The 20,561-nt window shown below is 48.7% G+C and carries 17 protein-coding genes; 12 read left to right on the forward strand and 5 right to left on the reverse strand.

Translation table 11 applies throughout. The features are described 5' to 3' along the window. Positions 1-63: 63 nt before the first annotated feature. Both M4J38_RS16000 and M4J38_RS16005 read right to left on the reverse strand, forming a co-directional pair. Positions 64-1,479, reverse strand: a complete 1,416-nt coding sequence (locus M4J38_RS16000) for a glycoside hydrolase family 125 protein (protein WP_251760781.1) — start codon at positions 1,477-1,479, stop codon at positions 64-66. Positions 1,480-1,540: 61 nt separating this feature from the next. Further along, the gene (locus M4J38_RS16005; protein ID WP_251760782.1) at positions 1,541-3,412 is read right to left on the reverse strand and encodes a von Willebrand factor type A domain-containing protein; all 1,872 of its coding nucleotides are present in this window, start codon (positions 3,410-3,412) and stop codon (positions 1,541-1,543) included. Positions 3,413-3,508: 96 nt separating this feature from the next. On the opposite strand from M4J38_RS16005, the gene M4J38_RS16010 reads away from it, so the two are divergent. The 11 genes from M4J38_RS16010 (at position 3,509) to M4J38_RS16060 (ending at position 14,643) form a co-directional block, all read left to right on the forward strand. Continuing rightward, the gene (locus M4J38_RS16010) at positions 3,509-4,081 is read left to right on the forward strand and encodes an RNA polymerase sigma factor (protein WP_251760783.1); all 573 of its coding nucleotides are present in this window, start codon (positions 3,509-3,511) and stop codon (positions 4,079-4,081) included. A gap of 69 nt (positions 4,082-4,150) precedes the next feature. Then, on the forward strand, positions 4,151-5,326 hold the full coding sequence (locus M4J38_RS16015) for an energy transducer TonB (protein ID WP_251760784.1): 1,176 nt from the start codon (positions 4,151-4,153) through the stop codon (positions 5,324-5,326). 17 nt (positions 5,327-5,343) lie between these two features. Further along, the gene (locus M4J38_RS16020) at positions 5,344-5,712 is read left to right on the forward strand and encodes a YccF domain-containing protein (RefSeq protein ID WP_251760785.1); all 369 of its coding nucleotides are present in this window, start codon (positions 5,344-5,346) and stop codon (positions 5,710-5,712) included. 498 nt (positions 5,713-6,210) lie between these two features. Continuing rightward, a complete protein-coding gene (locus M4J38_RS16025) occupies positions 6,211-6,789 on the forward strand; it encodes a hypothetical protein (RefSeq protein WP_251760786.1) in 579 nt (192 codons plus the stop codon). Positions 6,790-7,080: 291 nt separating this feature from the next. Next, positions 7,081-7,512, forward strand: coding sequence for a DUF6526 family protein (locus M4J38_RS16030; protein WP_251760787.1), 432 nt, complete (start codon positions 7,081-7,083; stop codon positions 7,510-7,512). 33 nt (positions 7,513-7,545) lie between these two features. Beyond that, positions 7,546-8,199, forward strand: a complete 654-nt coding sequence (locus tag M4J38_RS16035) for a class I SAM-dependent methyltransferase (RefSeq protein WP_251760788.1) — start codon at positions 7,546-7,548, stop codon at positions 8,197-8,199. A 491-nt stretch (positions 8,200-8,690) separates the two neighbouring features. Further along, positions 8,691-9,053, forward strand: coding sequence for a PadR family transcriptional regulator (locus M4J38_RS16040; protein WP_251760789.1), 363 nt, complete (start codon positions 8,691-8,693; stop codon positions 9,051-9,053). A 23-nt stretch (positions 9,054-9,076) separates the two neighbouring features. After that, positions 9,077-11,269, forward strand: coding sequence for a PspC domain-containing protein (locus M4J38_RS16045; protein WP_251760790.1), 2,193 nt, complete (start codon positions 9,077-9,079; stop codon positions 11,267-11,269). A 141-nt stretch (positions 11,270-11,410) separates the two neighbouring features. Continuing rightward, positions 11,411-12,022, forward strand: coding sequence for a DoxX family protein (locus M4J38_RS16050; protein WP_251760791.1), 612 nt, complete (start codon positions 11,411-11,413; stop codon positions 12,020-12,022). Between the two features lie 19 nt (positions 12,023-12,041). Beyond that, a complete protein-coding gene (gene thiL, locus M4J38_RS16055) occupies positions 12,042-13,079 on the forward strand; it encodes a thiamine-phosphate kinase (RefSeq protein WP_251760792.1) in 1,038 nt (345 codons plus the stop codon). Positions 13,080-13,110: 31 nt separating this feature from the next. Continuing rightward, complete coding sequence (locus M4J38_RS16060; protein ID WP_251760793.1) at positions 13,111-14,643, forward strand: S41 family peptidase; 1,533 nt, start codon at positions 13,111-13,113, stop codon at positions 14,641-14,643. Here the strand turns inward: M4J38_RS16060 and M4J38_RS16065 are convergent. Together M4J38_RS16065 and M4J38_RS16070 are read right to left on the reverse strand one after the other, a co-directional pair. Next, positions 14,622-15,428, reverse strand: coding sequence for a nitrilase family protein (locus tag M4J38_RS16065; protein WP_251760794.1), 807 nt, complete (start codon positions 15,426-15,428; stop codon positions 14,622-14,624). The genes M4J38_RS16060 and M4J38_RS16065 overlap by 22 nt on opposite strands. A 15-nt stretch (positions 15,429-15,443) precedes the next feature. Continuing rightward, entirely contained in the window at positions 15,444-15,947 is a 504-nt protein-coding gene (locus M4J38_RS16070) for a regulatory protein RecX (RefSeq protein WP_251760795.1), read from the reverse strand. A 168-nt stretch (positions 15,948-16,115) separates the two neighbouring features. On the opposite strand from M4J38_RS16070, the gene M4J38_RS16075 reads away from it, so the two are divergent. Further along, positions 16,116-19,319: a S41 family peptidase gene (locus M4J38_RS16075; RefSeq protein WP_251760796.1), complete on the forward strand. Its 3,204-nt coding sequence runs from the start codon at positions 16,116-16,118 to the stop codon at positions 19,317-19,319. Here the strand turns inward: M4J38_RS16075 and M4J38_RS16080 are convergent. After that, positions 19,316-20,512: an aspartyl protease family protein gene (locus M4J38_RS16080; RefSeq protein WP_251760797.1), complete on the reverse strand. Its 1,197-nt coding sequence runs from the start codon at positions 20,510-20,512 to the stop codon at positions 19,316-19,318. The genes M4J38_RS16075 and M4J38_RS16080 overlap by 4 nt on opposite strands. Positions 20,513-20,561: the final 49 nt, after the last annotated feature.

Here is a 20,561-nt window from a genome sequence, read left to right on the forward strand (position 1 = left end):
ATCTTTCAGGAAAGAATAAAGTTCTCGCAACGACGCTACGGCGCAACGCATGTGAAATACTTTTTACAGCAGCTTCGGCTTTTCTTTATAGGTCTTCCAGAGAAACTCACCGAACAACGTATTTGCCCATGCGAACCATTTCCTTGTAAATTTCTTTGGATCGTCTTTATGAAATGATTCGTGCATAAAGCCCGTATCTCCATGGGTGGCTTTTAGCGCCTGGATACACTGTTTTATTTCCGCATCGCTAGTGCTGGTGAGGCCACGCATCGTAATGCTCATGGGCCATATCATGTCCAGTCCGGCATGGGGGCCGCCGATGCCTTCGGATGCGGATCCTTTAAAGAAGAAAGGGTTCTCTTCACTCCAGATCAGCTTGCGGGTACTGAGGTAAAGGGGATCCGTTTTTTTCATGGCACCGAGGTAGGGCAATGCGAGCAGACTGGGCACATTCGCGTCGTCCATCAGGTTGTAACTGCCGAAGCCGTTCACTTCGTAAGCATATACCTTCCCGAATCTGGGATGGGAAACAATGGCGTTCTGTTGCAGGGCGGTGGCCACTTCTTTGGCGAGGGCCGCGCATTCGTTTGCAAGCGTTGTATCTTTTTGAATGGCTGACAACATTTCCGCGGCCTGCGTTAAACTGGTGACCGCAAAAAAATTGGCGGGGATGAGGTAAAGGAACAAGGTGGCATCATCGCTGGGTCGGAACACCGAACAAATCAGCCCATTCGGCTTTACGGGATACCCATATCCGCCGATGGCCACACCGTCGGTTGCCCAGGCGGTGGTACGTTGAAACGTGTAAGGACCTTTACCGTTTTTTCGCTGTTGTTCCCGGAAGGTTTTCACGGTAAGTGCGATGGCTTTTTTCCAGTCCCCATCAAATGGGCGGGTGTCGCCGGTTTGTTTCCAGTATTCATACGCGAGCCGGATGGGATAACAAAGGGAGTCGATCTCCCATTTCCTTTCGTGGATACCCGGCTTCATGTCGGTGATATCCGATTTCCATTCTCCTACTTTAGTGCGTTCCTTGTAGAACGCGTTGGCGTAAGGGTCGTAGAGGATACAATCCGTTTGCCGGTTGATGACCCCTTCCACCAGTTCTTTCAATTTTTTATCTTCTTTGATAAAAGAGATATAGGGCCATACCTGCGCAGTACTGTCGCGGAGCCACATGGCATCAATATCTCCCGTGATCACGTATGTATCGGGTCTTCCGTTGTGTACGGAAAATTCGACGGTGGTATCGAGGGTATTAGGGAAGCAGTTTTCGAAGAGCCATCCCAGTTCTTTGTCGGACACATTTTTTTTGAAAGTGGCGATAGCATTTTCAATGGCTTCGCTTTTAAATTTCCTTTCATTTTCGGGTGTTCTTACGGTGGGAAATTCCTGCGAACCCATTGAAAATGTCCATCGGGGCATCATTCCTGCGGCGGAGGCGAGGGCTGCCGAGCGTATAAAATCTTTTCTTTGCATAGTTCTGAAAAATGAACTGTAATGATACTAAAAGAAAAGACGCTGTACTGTTAACGGATATTTATTCGTGGTAACTGAGGTCCGGTTGCTTCTTCATTGCTCTGCGCACGAGGCCGGCAAATTCTTTTCGGTAGCCATGCTTGTCTTTGCCGGAAGCCGTTTCTGCGATATCCAGCACTTTCTGAAAACTTGCTTCCTGCCTGAATTCGGAGTTGCGGAGCAGCATACCGAAGGCTGCTACCGAAGTGGAGAAGCGGAAGTTGTCGGATGTTTTAGTTAAGGGCAGTACATTGCCGGAAACGGGTTGTTGCAATAAAATGCTGCTGTCCTGGTCAGGTTGTTTGTACCTGATTTTCACATGCAGCCATTCGTTGCTTTGATAATTAGGAAGCTGGCTGGTGTTGGATTGCTGGTATTTCAGGCCATCCACAGTTCCGATGAAAGAAGATACGATACCAACGGGAATGACCTCATACAAGGCTGTAACCGTATGCCCGCTGCCCATTTCACCGGCATCTTTGGTGTCGTTGTTGAAATCTTCTTTGGCCAGCGTCCTGTTTTCATAACCAATAAGGCGGTAGCCCTGAACTTTGGCGGGATTGAATTCCAGCTGCAATTTCACATCCTTCGCGATGGTGAACAGTGTGCCGCCGAATTCATTCACCAATACTTTTTTCGCTTCTGAAATATCGTCGATATAAGCATGGTTTCCGTTGCCCTTATCGGCGAGTTTCTGCATTTTTGAATCTTTATAATTGCCCATACCGTAGCCCAGTACCGTGAGAAAAACACCGGATTTTCTTTTGGTTTCGATCAGTCTTTCCATGGCATCATCACTGCTTTCTCCGATGTTGAAATCACCATCGGTACAAAGGATCACGCGGTTGTTCCCGTTCATTACAAAATTTTCCTGCGCGATTTTATAGGCCATGGTAACACCGGCCCCGCCTGCTGTTGAACCTCCTGCTTCCAGCCTGTTGATGGCATCTTTGATCACTTGTTTGTCGGCTCCGCTGGTTGCGGGAAGCGCCACACCGGCACTACCGGCATACACCACCAGCGCCACGCGGTCTTCTTCACGCAGTTGATCCACCAGGAGGTTGAGCGATTGCTTCACGAGTGGAAGTTTATTCGGACTCATCATTGAACCGGAAACATCTACCAGGAAAACGAGGTTCGCGGCGGGCAGATTTTCCTGCGGCATATGTTTGCCCTGTAAGCCTATTGACACAATATGGTGCTTCGGGTTCCAGGGACATTCACCCAGCTCGGTATACACGGCGAACGGGTGTTTGCCCTCCGGATCTTTGTAGTGGTAATCGAAATAGTTGATCATTTCTTCAATGCGTACGGCACCGGCGGGAGGAAGCTGGCCACTTTTCAGGAAACGGCGTACGTTACTATAAGAAGCCGCGTCCACATCAATGGAGAATGTGGAAAGTGGATTTTGCAGAGATGAAAGAAACTTATTCTCATTGATAAAATCGTAAGACTCTGTATTGTGTGGCGTTTCGTAGAGATTTCCGTACATCACCGGTTGATGGTTGGAATGCACTGATCCAACGATGCGCTTCATTTTTTGGGCGGCATAGCCTAAGACCACAACATCATTCAACTCCTGCGCGGTGGAGTGCATCACCACGTTAACCACGCCCGAACTGCTTACAGGGAGTTCCTGACCCGCATAACCCAGTTTGCTGAAGAAAAGTTTCGAATTTGCATTGGACACTGTAATGGAATAGTCTCCGTTTCCATCGCTTTGCACGGTATTCCTGGTGTTTTTTTCACTGATGGTTACATCGCTTATTACCTTACCCGCAGCATCCGTTATTTTACCGGTAATGCGGATGGGAGAAAACGAGTTAAAAGCAGCAAGCGCAAATACTATAACGGCAAGTAATGCACCCAGGCTGAAGGTTTGTATGCGTTTCATCTGAATGGTTTTTGTTGTTTAAGAATGGGGCCCGCAGGCAGGATGCCGCTTTTTTCAGGATTACACAATCACCCATTTTATTTATTTTCACCCCGGATGTCATTTCTTCCCCACATATCATATACCACTGCCACCGATCAGGAATTGGTAACTTTATACCGTGAAAAAGGTGACCTGGAGGTATTGGGCGCATTGTATCAGCGGTATATGGAGCTGGTGTATGGGGTATGCCTTAAATACCTCAAGGATTCGGAAGCCAGTAAGGATGCGGTGATGCAGATATTCGAGGAACTGATTACCAAACTGCCCCGTTTCGAGGTAACGAATTTTAAAAGCTGGCTTCACGTACTCAGTAAGAACCATTGCCTGATGCAGTTGAGAGGTGGGAAAAACAAACAAACCACTGAATTAAAGGAATGGGATGTGCAATCGGAGGAAAACCTGCATCATGCCGGTATATCGGAGCAGGAAACGAATCTCCGCATCATGGAAGACTGCATCGCACAACTGGTGGCCGATCAGCAACGTACCATCCGGCTTTTTTACCTGGAAGAGAAAAGTTACAAGGAGATCGTTGAATTAACGGGGATGGATTGGAATAAAGTGAGGAGCCTGGTGCAGAACGGCAGGCGCAACCTCAGAATTTGTATGGAGAAAAACAACAAATAACAACTGGAGCAAAAACAACCATACTGTCCATTTACAGCGGAGGATATCCGCCGTTACCATGCGGGTGAAATGACCGCAACGGAAATGCATGCACTGGAAAAGGCGGCACTGGAAGATCCGTTCCTGGCCGATGCGCTGGAGGGTTACACGGCGCATGTTGAAACATTGTCGTACGATGTTGTGGAATTGAATTTGAGGTTAAACGAACGCCTGAAGGAAAGCAAAGAAAATAAACCGGTGCCAGTTGTTCCTTTACGACGCAACTGGTGGTGGTCGGCTGCGGCTGCCGTGCTGATCGTTGTTTCGGCGGCAGTAGCTTACCGTCTGATCTGGAGCAACGAAGACCAGTCCATTGCACGGAAAGAACCCACCGTTAAAAAAACAAAAGAGACCCCGTTGACCAACGCGAACGATAGCGGTGAAAAAACGGATGCTCCCGTTGCCCCTACAAAGGAGAAGCCGACTCCTGCTAAACAGCACGTTTCTGAACAAGAAGATTTAGCGGCCACAACAAAATCTTCTGACCTTATTCTTTCCGAAAACGATCGGCAACAGAAAGACAAGGCTTCCGCACTCCAGGAGCTGGCGAAAGCAGAACACAAACAAGCTCAACAACGGGCGAACGCTATGCTGAAAAATGAAAGACCGGCTTTCCAAATCAGAGGAGAAGTACTGGATGTGCAGCAAAAGCCTGTTTCCGGCGTGGTGGTTACCCTGGAAAAGGAAAAGACCGCAACGCTTACCGATAGTCTGGGAAGGTTCAGTCTGCGCTCCAAAGATTCCGCTGCCGTTGCCACCCTGGACGTATTGGGATTTGTACCACAAAAGGTAGAACTGAAAAATAATACCGCTGCCAATAGGATCACGCTTGAAAACAGTTCCGCAGCAATGGAGGAAGTGGTGGTGGTGGGATATGGCAGGCAGAAAAAAAAGACGGTAACGGGCTCTGTTTCTAAAACTGTCAATACAAATCCCCTGAAAGCCGTTCCTGAAGCAGGTTGGGCGGCTTACAACCAGTACCTCCTGGACAGCTCCCGGCTCAAAGTTGCCGAAGGTGTGCCCACACCCATCGTTATCGTATCCTTTGAAGTCCGTGCATCAGGAAAACTGACGCGCTTTCGGATCGAACAATCGGCAGGAGCAGCCTACGACAAGGAAGCTTTACGACTCATCAAAGAAGGACCATCATGGAAAACGACCACCGGTAAAAAAGAAACCGGACGCGTATCAGTGACTTTCAAATAAATTTTTACCTTACTCCAATGAATTTACTTGGGAACCTCATCTGGCTTGTCTTTGGAGGATTTGCTTCCGCGCTCGGTTATTTGTTTGGCGGCATCGTGCTCTGTTTTACCATCATTGGTATTCCTTTCGGCCTACAGTGTTTTAAGCTCGCTGGTCTTGCATTGTGGCCCTTCGGCAGGCAGGTGGTGTACAACTCCTCCAATAACGGCTGCTTCACATTAGGGTTTAATATTATCTGGTTGATCTGTGGCGGCTTGTATACAGCATTGGTGCATCTTTTTTTCGGCGCTTTGTTGCTGATTACCATTATCGGGATTCCATTTGCCAAACAACATTTTAAATTGCTTGAGATCAGTATGATGCCTTTTGGTAAAGAAGTGCGTTAATATCATATTGCATTTATTTCAAGTGCATGCATCTTTTTGTTCATGCACACTTCTGTCTTTACGCTAACATTCATGTGCCCGACTATTCATTTAGGCTCGCTTTGATGTTCTATTCCATTCAGTTCCTGCTCCATTCGAGGTTTTATGCACTTACTTCAGGGTGGGTAGGCCGTTTCCATTCCTACGCTCAATAAATTTTACATACATCATCTCTGTTCGTTCGTCCGTTTGTTCAATCTTCAAAATACTTTCAGCACCCAATTATACTTTCCATGCGCTGAAGTACATAGCTGTTCACCTTCTCCAAAAATGGATCAATGTAAATGCCGATAAACTATTGTTTTTGCACATCCGTAGCTTTTGAATGTGTGTGGTTTTTTCCTCTGACGATCCTTTTACGCCTATTGTATCAGATGTGTGATTTGCCTTGTAAATTTATACCGGATCAGGAGTAGGTCAACCCGGTATTTTAACGGTAGAACAAATAGAAAAACACCGATGGACAAAATTGTACAATTGACCCCGGCAGAAAAAGAGTTGGTGCTGAACACCGAGTGGCTGTTTGCGAAACGGCGCATCATCGATAAAGTGTGCACACTTTTCGGATCATTGAGCGACTCCTATCGTGCACACGCCCTACAATCTTCCCTTCCTATAACGCTGTTCAGCATCTCCCCGAAAATATCCCGTGGCGAAAACTACCAGGGCCTGCCGTATGTAATGCTCGATTATCCGAGGATTTTCGGAAAGGAAGATATTTTCGCCATCAGAAGTTTTTTCTGGTGGGGAAAAGGGTTCAGCATACACCTCCATTTACAGGGAAAATACGTTGAGCAATACCGTGATGTTGTGTTGGAAACCGGCGCAAAATACGGATGGCTGATCTCGCGGCATTCCTCTCCATGGGAATACGATTTTGAACAGGACGGATATGTTCAGATAAATAAGAAAAAGCTCCCTGCACATGGCTTTCTGAAAATGGGAAAACTGCTGCCCCTGGAGCATTGGGAAAACGCTTTCGAATTTTACAACAAGTCTTTCAGCGAATTGAATGCGCTCCATCGCTTCAGCTTATGAGTTCAGCCGCGCACCACTTAAAAAGCGGAAGGCGCACCTTTACTGAAGTGCGCCTTCCGGCCTGGCTCCCAACCCGCTTCTATCCGCCTCACCTTCGCTCGGCTAAACATCCGTCAGGAAGGAATCCTATATATTTAGAGTGTTAACCGGATTATTTACTTAAAAAACGGGACCAGCTTTTCTTCCGGAGAAACCTGGAAAATTGTGCATCGGTTTCCCCTTTTTATGCCTTAAAATGTGGAATGCCGGGAACATCTCCGGCCTATCTTTGTTGACATTCAAACTTTATCAATGCAGAATTATAAGAATCATATCCGTTTTTACGCCCCGCACCATTTTGTATTTTACCCGGTCATGTTGTTGCTGATCATCATTTCAGTACGAGGCATCTGGCAACATCCGGAAAACAGGGGGGAATATATCCTGCTTTCAGCGTTGGCCATAACGGTTACCTGGCTGAGTTTTATGACCAGGCAACATTACGCGCTCACGGTACAGAACAGGCTTGTGCGTATGGAAATGCGCTGGCGTTACCACCTCCTTACCGGGAAAAGACTGGAGGAACTGGAACCGAAACTCAGCTTCGGACAGATCGCTGCCCTGCGATTCGCTTCAGACGCGGAACTTCCGGCGCTCACGCTACGCGCCATGGAAGAAAACCTTTCCCCGGATGCCATCAAACAACAGATCGTGCACTGGGTAGCCGATGATATGCGTGTTTAATTGCTTACTTTCAATTACTCAAACCACGCCATTATGATGCAGGAGCCTGACTGGCATGAAATCGCGCGCCAACTTGGAAACCCCAGCGGCAGCGACGGCATTAAAACCGCCGAAAGGATGCAGGAAAACAATGCCGGTATGATCCGTAAAGCCATTGATGTGCTCCGCGTCAACAATGATGACCGCGTTCTCGAGATCGGCTTCGGCAACGGAAGCCATCTTCCTTATATTTTATCCCAGGCGGAAAACATCGTTTACACGGGTATCGATATTTCTGAAACAATGGTGGAGGAAGCCCATCGGCTGAACAAGCATGCTGTTGAGCAGGGACAGGCATCATTTTCATTGTCTAACGGAAAGGATTTGCCTTTTGAAGATGAGATATTCGACCATATTTTCACGGTAAACACCGTGTATTTCTGGAGCGATCCCGGGTTGTATCTCCTGGAAATGATCCGTGTTTTACGGAAAGGCGGTCGACTGGCCATTGGTTTCGCGCCGGCATCTTTCATGGAAAAACTTCCCTTCACCCGGTTCGGCTTCAGACTATATACGCCTGAAGCCATACAAAACCTGGTAACCGAGGCCGGGTTCCATATGGAGCGCCTGGAAGAAGAAGAGGAGGAGGTCCGTTCCAATGGGGAAGTGATCAGGAGAAATTATATGGTGCTTGTAGGGGTGAAGTAACGCATTCAGCTGGTTTTCTCAACATTATTACTGGATGGTAATTTTCTCGCGGCTACACGGCGGCGCGGCGATGGGATGGATTTCTTTTATTGGCAGTACATTTGTTTCAGGCCGCTTCTTGAACTTCTTCGGGTTATTCCACGGTGCATTCTATTTGCCTTACCGCAACTGGTTGGGAGTTAATCCTGCGTATTGGGGCTTGATTTCCAGGAATACTTCGCCCCACTTATCCATCTTATTTACCGTTCTTCCCAAATTCGATTATTTATCTTTCTATCAAAATTGAAGGAAACCCTTGTAAATACTGGATTCTCCTTTTCGCCCAATAGTACTCATTAAAAATTACCTGTAAAAAAATGGTACTATGTGTTGCATAGTACTGAATTGTTTCTATCTTTGTGTCTGAGATAGCCAAATAGCCAAGAAAACAAAGCCGGGGAAAGTATCCGGCCATGAAAAACAAAATCAGTTCACTCTAAAAAAGATGCGGTATGAACATTGAGAACACCCAGAGCCAGATGCGGAAAGGAATACTGGAATTCTGTATCCTGAGCATCATCCGGCGGGGAGAAGCTTATCCTTCCGACATTGTGGAGGAGATGCGCGGAGCGAACCTCCAGATCCTGGAAGGCACGCTCTACCCGCTGCTTACCCGGCTCAAGAACGCCGAGATGCTGACTTACAGATGGATAGAAAGCAGCAGCGGTCCTCCCAGGAAATACTTCTCCCTCACAGAAAAAGGAGAAGTCTTCTACAAAGAACTGGAAGCCACCTGGAACGAACTGGCCAACGCGGTAAACACGCTCGCCTCCAAACAACAAGCCTTACAAAGCACACCAACCGACAACCAATAACTCAACCTATAAATCATACGGAGATGAAAAAGATTATCAACATAAACCTTTCGGGAAGGCTGATACCCATTGAGGATTCGGCTTACGATATACTGCGGGGCTACACGGAAAGTCTGAAGCGGTATTTTGCCCACGAAGAAGGGAAAGAGGAGATCATCAGCGATATTGAAAGCCGTATTGCCGAATTGTTCCAGGATAAGATCAAAAAAGGCGCGCATTGCATTACGGATGCTGATGTGGAAGAAGTAATGGCTTCCATTGGACGCCCCGAAGATTTTGACGCTAACGAAGAGGCTACCGCGCAACAGGCCGCTGCTTCAGGATTCAATGGCGGCGCCGGTTCTGGAGAGTACGAGCAACGCGCTCCCCGCGGACGTCTTTTCAGGAATGAGAACGACAAAATCCTGGGTGGCGTGTGCAGCGGCATCGCAAATTCGCTGCGCATCGATCCTTCTCTGGTGCGTATCTTATTCGCGCTCATCACTTTCGGTGGGTTCGGCCTGGGCTTCCTCATCTATATTATCATGTGGATCGTGCTGCCGAAAGCGTCTTTGGAGCAGAATGTTCAGAAAAGACTCTTCAGGAATCCTGAAGAAAAAGTGATCGGAGGTGTGGCTGGTGGTATCGCCGCTTATTTCAATGTGGAAGTTTGGATTCCCCGGCTCGTATTCGCTGCCCCGCTGATCCTGAACATTGCCTTCAATATCGTGGGCAGGGGTTGGTACTGGTTCGATTTCGGCAGCGCCGGTTTCATCTCCAGTTCCTTTATGGGTACTTTCCTGCTGGCCTATATTATCCTCTGGATCGTAGTGCCAATGGCATCCACCACTTCGGAACGTTTGCAGATGAAAGGACAGAAAGTGGACCTGGAGAACATCAAGAATAAAGTGAAAGAAGAAATGCAGAGCGTGAAAGGTCGTGCGGAAAAGTTCGGTGCCGAACTGAAGGAGCGTGCCGAAAATTTTTCTCAGACGGAAGCAAAGCCGCTGGCTTCTGAGATGGCATCCGCGGCAAAACCCGTTGCTTCCGGCTTCGGACATGCGATTGGGGTGATCTTTAAAGCTTTCTTCCTGTTCGTTGCCGGAACCGTGGCCTTCGCCCTGTTCGTGGCCCTGATCGCGCTCTTCGGCGCCGGGCTGGGATCATTGCCCTTTAAAGGATATATTCTTGAGGGTACAGCGCAGAACCTGCTGGCCTGGGGTGGAATCCTGCTCTTCCTGGGCGTACCCATCATCGCTTTCATCGTATGGCTGATCCGTAAGATCATGGGTATCAAAAGCAAGAACAGCTACCTCGGTTATACTTTCGGAGCCCTCTGGCTGATCGGACTGTTCTGCGCCATCGCGCTCGGTACGCAGATCGGCAGGAACTTCAGTACCAAGGCGCGCATCCACGAAGAAATGCCCGTAACGCAGCCTTCCAATGGAAAACTGATCGTGAAAGTGGCGGATTCTAAAGTGAAAGTATATGGTGGATGGTTCAAAACAGGTGGCATCCAGCTCACGGAAGACAGCCTGATTATCAACAGCATCAGGCTGAAAATAATCAAGAGCCGCGATTCAATCTACCACGTCAGCGCACAGAAATACAGTCGTGGAAGAAACGGCAACCAGGCGCAGACCTTTGCCAGGAATATCAACTACGCCGTGAACCAGGCAGACAGCGTGTTCTATCTTGATAATGGATTCTCCATCGCGGAAGGGGGAAAGTTCAGGGCGCAGCAAGTGGTACTCACCATCGAAGTGCCCGTGGGTAAGAAAATAAGGATCGACAGAAGCGTTACCCGCCGCCTCGGATGGTTCTCCCTCGATGACGAATGGGAATTCGATGACAACTGGGATGACGACCTGCGCTGGGAAAGTGGGGTGGAATACATCATGACCATCGGCGGATTGGAAAGAATTGAAAAACAGCCGGAAGAAGTTTCCGTAGAAGTGAATGGAAAAGGGTACCGCTACCGTGGTTCCGTAAAAGAGATCGACCAGGCCATGGATTCTGTGATCAAAGAAACCGAAAAAGCGAAACAGGAAATCCTGGAGGCAAAAGAAAAAGAACTGCGTGAACAGTTGAAAGCCATAGAGGAAGCGAAAAAATCACGTACTGAAAATAACGACGCACCAACCGAAGCATCCTCAGATGAAGCGCCAAAAGGCGTGGGAAAAGTATCCGGTAACCTCTTTTCTCCGCTGCTGGCGCTCTCGAGGAGTTTACGTTAACCTTTTGTTCCCTCCGGAACAGCAGGTTGAAGTTGAGTCGGTTAAAGGCTCTTTCTCAAAAGGAAAGGGCCTTTTTTTGTGCGCTTGCCATTATTACGATACTTTTGAAGCCCATCCGACCCCATTTTTTCCATTATCGAAATGAAAAATACGATCATCATTCTTATCAGGATTTGCTTAGGGTTGATCTTTTTCAGCTCGGGAATGGCGAAGCTGTTTGCCGAACATAAATTTCCCGGTGTGATTGGACCCGTTTGGCTGGAAGAGGAATTATCCAGGTTTGGCCTAGCCCTTTACGCCCGTTTTGTGGCCTACGCACAGGTGATCATCGGCTTCCTGTTGCTCACACAACGGTTTGCGACCTTAGGCGCACTCATGCTTTTTCCCATGATCCTCAATATCCTGATGGTGACGGTTTCCCTGGAATGGAAAGGAACCCCCTGGGTGAATGTAGGATTACTGGCCCTGAACCTGGTATTGCTGATCGGAGATTACCACCGCATCAAATTCCTGTTCAGCGATGAACCCGCGAAACTGAAGAAAATAGATGCCGACCGGAACTTTCCGTTTCATGACCTTGTTTTCCTCATCGGCATGTTCATGGTGATGATCACGCCGTTTATTTCCCGGTTAAGTCATTTCCTGGCTTATTTCCTGGTGGTACTCGGTTGTGGAATTTGCTTTGGCATCGAGTATTATGAACAAAGGCTGAAACGTTCGTTGAAAGAGATGAACCGGAACTTTTTTGAATAGTATTAAATTATAGTTGAATATGAGTGAGCCGCGTACAGAAATAAACGCTTTGGGAGAGTTTGGACTGATTGAACAACTCACAAGGAACATTGAGATTCAGAATGCTTCCACTTTATTGGGTGTTGGCGATGATGCCGCCGTGATCGACCATTTCGGGAAGCAAACGGTGATCACCACCGATATGCTGGTGGAAGGCATCCACTTCGACCTGATGTACACACCGTTAAAACACCTGGGGTATAAGTCTGTGGTAGTAAACCTCAGCGATGTATACGCGATGAATGCCACGCCCACGCAGATTACCTTGAGTATCGCTTTCAGCAACAGGTTCTCCGTGGAAGCGCTGGAAGAATTTTACGAAGGTGTTTACGCCGCCTGTGCACAATATGGCGTTGACCTGATCGGGGGCGACACTACTTCTTCGCAGAAAGGCTTTATCATTTCCGTTACGGCCATCGGGGAAGTAACCCCCGATACATTTGTAAAACGAAGTACCGCCAAAAAAGGCGACCTGCTTTGTGTGAGCGGCTACCTTGGGGGCGCTTTCCTGGGGCTCACCCTCCTTGAACGGGAGAAAAAAATATTCATGGAGAATCCGCAGATTCAGCCCGACCTGGAGAACCAGGATTATATCGTGGGCCGCTTACTGAAGCCGGAGGCCAGGAAAGATATCATCCACTTTTTTGCGGAGAACGACATCCTGCCCACCGCCATGATGGACATCAGCGATGGGCTGAGTAGTGAGATCCTGCACATTTGCAAACAGAGTGAACTGGGTTGTGTGCTCTATGAAGAGAAGATTCCGGTGCACGAGCAGGCCCGCCAGTTTGCGTACAAACTGGAGCTTGACCCCACCGCCTGCGCCCTGAGCGGCGGGGAGGATTATGAACTGGTGTTCACCGTTGCCCAATCTGAGTACGATAAGCTTGTCCTGAACGAGCAAATCAGCGTAGTTGGTTATATGACGGAAGTTTCCGAAGGCGCGCACATCATTACCCGCGGGGGAAACCGTCATGAACTGACTGCTCAGGGGTGGAACGCCTTTAAAGGCGCCTGATAACACGGAGCTGAACCTTATCTTTATACATATGATCTTACGACGGTGTGTTTCCTGTTTGCTGATACTGCTGGCTATGTTGCAACTGGCGAAAGGCCAGCAACAACGGCGACTGCCCGTTTTTACAGCGGAAGCGCTCCGGCAGGATTTCGAGTTTCTTTACAACGTACTGGAGAAAGCCCACCCAAGTTTGTACTGGTACACCAGTGAGGAAGACCTTCACCGTTATTTTACCTGGTCCTTCAACAGCATCACCGATTCCATGAATGAAGTACAGTTCAGGAACCTGGTATCGTACGCGGTTTCCAAGATCAGGTGCGGGCATACATTCGTCAGGCCTTCCAAAGCATTTGGCCGGTATGAGCGCTTCAACAGGGGCAGCCAGTTCCCGTTTAATGTTCGGATATGGAGCGACACCATGGCCGTTAGCCAAAGCTGGCTCCGTGGCGATTCCGGCCTGCCCAGGGGAACACTGATTACTTCTATTAACGGAAGACCAGTAAAGGAAATACTCCACTCCCTTTACGAGTTCATGCCAATGGATGGTTATTCCCAAGGCGTGAACGAGATCCGCCTGAGTTATTCTTTCCCTTCTTATTACCGCAATGTTTATGGCACAACTACCGAATTCCAGGTTGGCTATACCACATTGAGCGGAGCCACCTTTGAACGGAAGTTCTCTTCGTATAAACCATTTTCCGATTCTTCCCGGAGGCTGCGTCCCGATTCCTCCCCGGTTAAAAAGCCCCGTCCTCCGAAGGTCCCTGCCAGGCAACGCAAACAAAATCAACTGAAGTCGGCGCGGTCCCTGAGGATAGATACCTTGCACAGAGCGGCCATTATGGAAGTGAATACCTTTTCGAACGGGTATAAACTCCGGTCTTTTTTCCGCAAAAGCTTCCGCGAACTCGAGGCGGCTCAACTTAACAACCTTGTGGTGGATGTACGCGACAATGGCGGGGGTAACATCCGGAATTATATCCTCCTCACCCGGTACCTGCGGCACACACCTTTTCGGGTGGCCGACACCGTGGCCGCCATTACCAAAAAGATGCCCGCCGTAAGGTTTATGGAAGCCGGCTTCCTGAATGACATCTACATGATGTTCTCCGCAAAGAAAATGCGGGATGACCGGTATCATTTTCTTTACTTTGAAAAACACCGCTACAAACCCCGGAAGCAGCAACATTTTAACGGCGATCTCTATGTTATCACCAGCGGCCAGACCTTCTCCGCCGCCACGCTGTTCGCGTCAGCGCTGAAAGGACAGAAAGGATGCACCATTGTTGGCGAAGAGACCGGCGGCGGCGCATACGGCAACAACGGCATGCTTATTCCAAATGTGACGCTTCCCAATACCAGGATACGTGTTACCCTTCCCATTTTTCGCATGGTGATCAACCCGGATAGGGCCCTCAAAGGAAAAGGTGTGCTTCCTGATGTGGAGGTGAAACCTTCCGTTCGCTCCATCAGCCTGGGATTGGATTCAAAAATGGAACGCACCCTTCAACTGATTGATGCTCGTCAAAAGAGGACCGGCGGTTACAGTTCCAGTGAAAAATGATCCTGGTCTTTCAGGAACGGCAACTTGTTTCTTACCGCTGTCAGCGTTTCGGGCATAAGCGTGAAAGTGGAAACATCCGGTTTATCTGCCACATGGTGCATTACCTCTCCCATAGGATCAATAAGCATAGAGTCTCCGCTATGGTAAATATTATTCCCATCGTTTCCTATCCTGTTCACGCCCGCGACGAAGCACTGGTTTTCTATGGCCCTCGCCTGCAACAGTGTTTTCCATGCGGAACTTCTTCTTTCCGGCCAGTTGGCCACATATAGCATCAGGTCATATTCGGGGGTGGCCCGCCCCTCTTCATCTTCCATCATCCTGTTTCTGGCCCAGACAGGAAATCGCAGGTCATAACAAACCTGGAGGTTTACTTTCCACCCGTTCACAGACGCAATCAGCCTTTTCTGGCCGCGGGCATAATGTTCATCCTCACCGGCATAGCCGAAAAGATGGCGTTTGTCGTAATACCCGAACTGTCCGTTCGGCAACATCCAGATCATCCTGTTGTAGTACCGCTCCCTTTCCCTGATCATCAGGCTTCCTGTGAGGATGATCCTTTTTTGAGCGGCGATGGTTTTCATCCAATGAAAGGTTGGGCCATCCATGGACTCCGCCAGTTTTTCCGGCTGCATACTGAAACCGGTGGTGAACATTTCTGGCAGCACCACAAGGTGAGTGGGTGTTGCTATCGCTTCGATCAATGCCTGGAACCTGTTCCTGTTCGTTTCCGGCTCTTCCCAGGCCAGGTCCTGCTGCATTAATGTTATGGTGAGTGGTCTCATGGTAAATCGTCTTTATTAACTTTCAGCAACCTGCTTTAGGGCATCCTGTACCAGCGCTTGTTCATACCCTTTCTGTAACAGGAAATCCTTAGCTTTCCTCAACTTCGTGAACCTGTTCTTCTCCCGTTTCAGTTCTTCCCATTTTTTATGGGCCAGTTTTAGCAATGTATCATAATATTCTTCTTCCGGAATCTCTTTCAGTGCCTTCCTGATACAATATTCACTCACCTGCCTGCTTTTCAGTTCATATTTAATCTTATTCCTCCCCCATTTCTTCAGCCTGTACCTTCCTCCTGCAAACTGAATGGCGAACCTTTCTTCATTCAGGTAATTCTCTGTGATCAGGGTGGAGATCAACTCATCCACTTCGTTGGTTCTCAATCCATAGCCGTACAACTTTTCCTTTACCTCGGAGTGGCACCGCTCCTGGTAAGCGCAAAAGTGTTTCAGTTTCTGAAAAGCCTGTTCTTTGGTGAGCTTTTCCTTTTTTTTATCTTTTTGCCCGTCTTCGTCCCACATGGTTAACAAATGAAATGATCCCGCCTTCAATTCCATACAAATGTACGCCCGGCATTTTTCCCCGACAATCGTGTTTTCACCGTTTCCGCACCGTTTTTTCACCGCTCTTCCCAACGCCAGTACTTATAGACATCTGAATCTTATATTTGTTAACTAACATACCTATACATGAGATACTTACTGCTGATGGCGGCTTGTACGCTGCTTTCCGTGGCCACTTCCGCGCAAATGGAAGCTTCATGGCTGCGTTATCCCGCAATCTCCCCAGACGGTTCAACCATTGTTTTTACGTATAAGGGTGACCTTTACACCGTGCCTGTTGGCGGCGGAAGGGCTTACCCGCTGACCCAGCACGAGGCGCAGGATTTTATGCCTGTATGGAGTCGCGATGGCAAAACGATCGCTTTTGCATCGGACCGGTACGGCAATTTCGATGTGTTCAGCATTCCGGCTACGGGCGGAACGCCCACCCGACTGACCTGGCATTCCGGGCAGGAATATCCATATTCGTTCAGTCCTGATGACAAGTATATTTATTTCGGCGGATCGCGGCAGGAAGACCTGGCTTCCAACCGCCAGTTCCCTGCGGCCTATCAGCCGGAACTATACAGGGTTGCGGCAAAAGGAGGAAGGGTGGAACTTTTTCTGACTACCCCTGCAGAAGACATCAGTTGGAGCCGCGATGGAAAGAAAATGCTTTACCACGATAAAAAAGGGCAGGAAAACCAGTGGAGAAAACACCATACTTCTTCCGTGGCAAGGGATCTCTGGTTGTACGAGCCCGCATCGGATAAGCATACGAAGCTTACAACATTTGCCGGAGAAGACAGAACGCCTCATTTTACCGCTGGCGAAAAGGAAATCGTTTACCTCAGTGAAGAGAACGGCTCTTTCAACGTGTTCAGCATGGGGCCCGGGAGCGGGTCGGGTAAAGCGCTCACGTCTTTTAAGGACCACCCGGTCCGTTTTTTAACCGTGGCCGATAATGGTACTTTATCTTATGGTTATAACGGTCATTTATACATTCAGCGACCCGGTGAAGAACCCCGTAAATTGTCCGTGTTAATCACTGCTGATGATAAATCTAATCCGGAAAAACTAATGCCCGTAAACGGCGGTGCCGGCGATCTCTCGGTTTCTCCCAATGGGAAGGAGGTGGCTTTTATCGTACGGGGAGAAGTGTTTGTGAGTTCGGTGGATGGCGGAACAACAAAAAGGATTACGAATACAACGGAACCTGAACGATCCGTAAGTTTTTCCCCTGATGGCAAAAAACTGGTTTACGCCAGTGAAAGAAATGGCTCCTGGAAGATTTATGAAACGAAGATAGTACGGGAAGAAGAAGCTTACTTTTCTCACGCCACCCTTTTGAAGGAAGAAGCCATCATCGCCAACAACAAAGAAAATTACCAGCCGGAATATTCTCCGGATGGCAAGGAGATCGCTTTTATCGAAGAACGAAACCATCTTAAGGTGTACAACATCGCATCCAAACAGGTACGCACCTTGCTCAATTCAGATCAGTTGTTTTCCATGCGCGACAATGATCAGTATTTTACCTGGAGCCCGGACAGTAAATGGATCCTTTTTGAATACAGTGAAAAAACGGTGTGGAGCGGGGAAATCGGACTGATCGCCGCGGACGGAAAGGGCGGTATCAATAACCTGTCCCGCAGCGGGTACAACGATGGATACGCACATTGGGCCATGGGTGGCAAGATGGTTTTCTGGACCAGCAACAGGGACGGCCTGCGCAGTTTCGCCAACAGCGGGGGCTCTCAATCGGATGTGTACGGACTTTTCCTGGACGCCGATGCCTGGGAGCGTTTCCGTTTTACTAAAGAAGAAGCCGCGCTGGCAAAGGAACAGGATGAAAAGGCGGCCAAGGATTCTACCAAAAAGAAAGAGAAAAAAGATACCCTGCTCAAATTCGACCTGGATGGCATTCCTTACCGGAAAGCACGACTCACTCTGCATTCTTCCAGTCTGGCAGATGCTGCGCTGAGTAAAGATGGCGAGACTTTATACTACCTTGCGCGTTTTGAAAAAGGCTACAACCTCTGGAGTACCAACCTTCGCACCAAAGAAACGAAAATGATCGCCCCGCTGAACGCCGGTTCAGGGTCGCTCACCTGGGACAAGGAGCAGAAAACCCTTTTCATCCTCGCCGAAGGCAGGATCAGTAAACTCGATCCGGCAACGGGTAAACAGGAGCCGGTTTCCATCAGCGGTGAAATGACCGTGGACCTGGCGCAGGAACGCAAGGTAATGTTCGACCATGTGTGGCGCAGGACCAAAACAACATTTTATACCGCCGGGTATCATGGCGCCGACTGGGAAAAACTTGGAAAAGCTTATGAAGCGTATCTTCCGCATATTGGAAATGCCTTTGAGTTCTCAGAAATGCTCAGTGAGTTACTGGGTGAGCTGAACGTTTCGCATAGTGGTTCCAGTTATTATTCGGCTAACCCGCTGGGTGATGCCACCGCTTCATTGGGCGTATTTTACGATCCAGCTTATAAAGGAGAGGGCGTTAAGGTGCAGGAGGTAATTAAAGAAGGACCGCTGGATAAGCCTATGCTGAATATTACGCCCGGCACCATCATTTTAAATATTGATGGCGCACCCATCTCTGCGGATACAGATTTCGCCCGTTACCTGAACAGAAAAGCAGGCAAGTATATTTTACTCACGGTTACCGATGGAAAAACACGGAGAGAATTACGTGTAAAACCCATATCACTTGGAGAGGAAAATTCTTTGCTCTACAAAAGATGGGTGCGCAGGAACCAGGATGAAGTGGACAGGTTAAGCAACGGACAACTGGGTTATGTACATGTTCCCGGCATGAACGATGGCGCTTACCGCACCACCTATGATGACGCGATGGGCAAATACGCGACACGCAAAGGACTGGTGGTGGATACCCGCAACAACGGCGGCGGCGATCTTGTTGCCGACCTGGCCATGTTCCTCAGTGGAAAAAGATTCCTGGAATACACCACCGATAACCGTGTGGTTACCTACGAACCTACGTTCCGCTGGACAAAGCCCTCCATAGCGCTGGCCAACGAATCCAATTACAGCGATGGACACTGTTTCGCATTCAGCTACCGTGATCTTCAACTGGGTAAACTGGTGGGGATGCCCGTTCCGGGAACCTGTACTTTCGCAGGATGGGAAACATTGCAGGACAATAGTGTTCGCTGGGGCGCGCCACCATTGGGTGTAAAAAGCATGAGCGGAAAATACCTGGAGAACCTGCAAACCGAGCCCGACATTAAACTGATGAACGAGTACCAGCAGGTTGGAAAAGGGAAGGACCAGCAACTGGAAAGGGCCGTGGCCGAATTGATGAAAGAACTCCATTAACGCCTTCTGAGAATATTCCTGGGTTTGATGTACAGTTCCAGCACATTGCCGTCCCGCATCACGATCACCCTTATGCGTGAATTGGTTTGTTGCAGCATGGTTTTATAGGTGAGAATATCTTTGTTGATCACATTTCCGACCCCTAAAATATAGTCGCCGGGCCTGAAGCCAGCCTTCTCGCCCGGCGATCCCGGTAATACGTCTACCACTTCAATTTTCTCATCGATGTAATAAATTCCAAGTCCGGTGTAAGAGTAGTCGAAGGCTTCTCTGAAATGCGTATTGGGTGTGAGGTAGAATTCTCTACGGGGATAATTCAGGATCACGTTAAACCGGCGCAGCAGGTCGTTCCCCAGCAGTCCGCCCAGGAAAGGGTAGGAGGTGACATTGTATTCGTCATCAAAAACGTAAGCCGGTACGTTTTTAAACTTGTACGGTCCCAGTTTTACTTCTTTTACAGCGGTCAGTTCCATATTGATTTTTCCGCCGAGTCCCTCTCCCTGGGTTAAAACACGTGGCCTTTTGCGTGAAATAAACATACTGTCGTCGGTGAATTCTTTGGAGAAAAGCATGCACAATCCCGCCCCGGTATCGAAGTAATACCTGGCTAGAATGCTGTGTTCATCTTTCACCCGTACCTGCATGATAGGTAAACTGGTGATGAGCGGGCGGTACATGAAGCCGCCTTTGGGATACCGGAAAATGCCGGGGGTATGGAAATCCATCCAGGAACTGTCGTAGTTGATGTTTACCACATACCTGCTGAGTACGCTGTAACCGATGATGCCATCGATCTTGATGCCGTAAACACTGGTGAGCAGGTCATAGTCGTTGATGTGGAAATTCAGACTGTCCACGCTTAGTCCGGGAAGATGAAGCTTGTTGTTGTTCGCAAAACTTACTTTTTTGATGCCACCCAGGCCGCGTATGGTTCTTTCTGAAGGGGTAAGCGGGAGATTAAGTTTATGGTGCGTGGCAGAGTCGAGGGATATGCCGCCACTGCCGGTATCCAGGATAAAATGCAGGCTGTCGGGGTGGTTGTTGATGGTGGCTTTCAGAATAACAATACCGCCGCTCAGTAACCTGAACGGCACGCGGGCGATCTTGCGGGCAGGTGGGGGAACAAACTCTTCCTGCGCCTTTCCTTCCACCCACAACGCCAGCAGCACCAGTAAAAAGGCAAGCTTTTTCATGTTCCTGAATATACATATTTCCCGCTACAATGGCAATTTTCAACGGAAT

Source organism: Parasegetibacter sp. NRK P23 (assembly GCF_023721715.1).
Classification (GTDB): domain Bacteria; phylum Bacteroidota; class Bacteroidia; order Chitinophagales; family Chitinophagaceae; genus Parasegetibacter.

Excerpts from the sequence above, each read along its gene's own strand:
- M4J38_RS16000 (WP_251760781.1), bottom strand. The coding sequence starts at position 1,479 with ATGCAAAGAAAAGATTTTATACGCTCGGCAGCCCTCGCCTCCGCCGCA.
- M4J38_RS16020 (WP_251760785.1), top strand. The coding sequence starts at position 5,344 with ATGAATTTACTTGGGAACCTCATCTGGCTTGTCTTTGGAGGATTTGCT.
- M4J38_RS16075 (WP_251760796.1), top strand. The coding sequence starts at position 16,116 with ATGAGATACTTACTGCTGATGGCGGCTTGTACGCTGCTTTCCGTGGCC.
- M4J38_RS16005 (WP_251760782.1), bottom strand. The coding sequence starts at position 3,412 with ATGAAACGCATACAAACCTTCAGCCTGGGTGCATTACTTGCCGTTATA.
- M4J38_RS16080 (WP_251760797.1), bottom strand. The coding sequence starts at position 20,512 with ATGAAAAAGCTTGCCTTTTTACTGGTGCTGCTGGCGTTGTGGGTGGAA.
- M4J38_RS16065 (WP_251760794.1), bottom strand. The coding sequence starts at position 15,428 with ATGAGACCACTCACCATAACATTAATGCAGCAGGACCTGGCCTGGGAA.
- M4J38_RS16030 (WP_251760787.1), top strand. The coding sequence starts at position 7,081 with ATGCAGAATTATAAGAATCATATCCGTTTTTACGCCCCGCACCATTTT.
- M4J38_RS16015 (WP_251760784.1), top strand. The coding sequence starts at position 4,151 with ATGACCGCAACGGAAATGCATGCACTGGAAAAGGCGGCACTGGAAGAT.
- M4J38_RS16060 (WP_251760793.1), top strand. The coding sequence starts at position 13,111 with ATGATCTTACGACGGTGTGTTTCCTGTTTGCTGATACTGCTGGCTATG.
- M4J38_RS16035 (WP_251760788.1), top strand. The coding sequence starts at position 7,546 with ATGATGCAGGAGCCTGACTGGCATGAAATCGCGCGCCAACTTGGAAAC.
- M4J38_RS16010 (WP_251760783.1), top strand. The coding sequence starts at position 3,509 with ATGTCATTTCTTCCCCACATATCATATACCACTGCCACCGATCAGGAA.
- M4J38_RS16025 (WP_251760786.1), top strand. The coding sequence starts at position 6,211 with ATGGACAAAATTGTACAATTGACCCCGGCAGAAAAAGAGTTGGTGCTG.
- thiL (WP_251760792.1), top strand. The coding sequence starts at position 12,042 with ATGAGTGAGCCGCGTACAGAAATAAACGCTTTGGGAGAGTTTGGACTG.
- M4J38_RS16040 (WP_251760789.1), top strand. The coding sequence starts at position 8,691 with ATGAACATTGAGAACACCCAGAGCCAGATGCGGAAAGGAATACTGGAA.
- M4J38_RS16070 (WP_251760795.1), bottom strand. The coding sequence starts at position 15,947 with ATGTGGGACGAAGACGGGCAAAAAGATAAAAAAAAGGAAAAGCTCACC.
- M4J38_RS16050 (WP_251760791.1), top strand. The coding sequence starts at position 11,411 with ATGAAAAATACGATCATCATTCTTATCAGGATTTGCTTAGGGTTGATC.
- M4J38_RS16045 (WP_251760790.1), top strand. The coding sequence starts at position 9,077 with ATGAAAAAGATTATCAACATAAACCTTTCGGGAAGGCTGATACCCATT.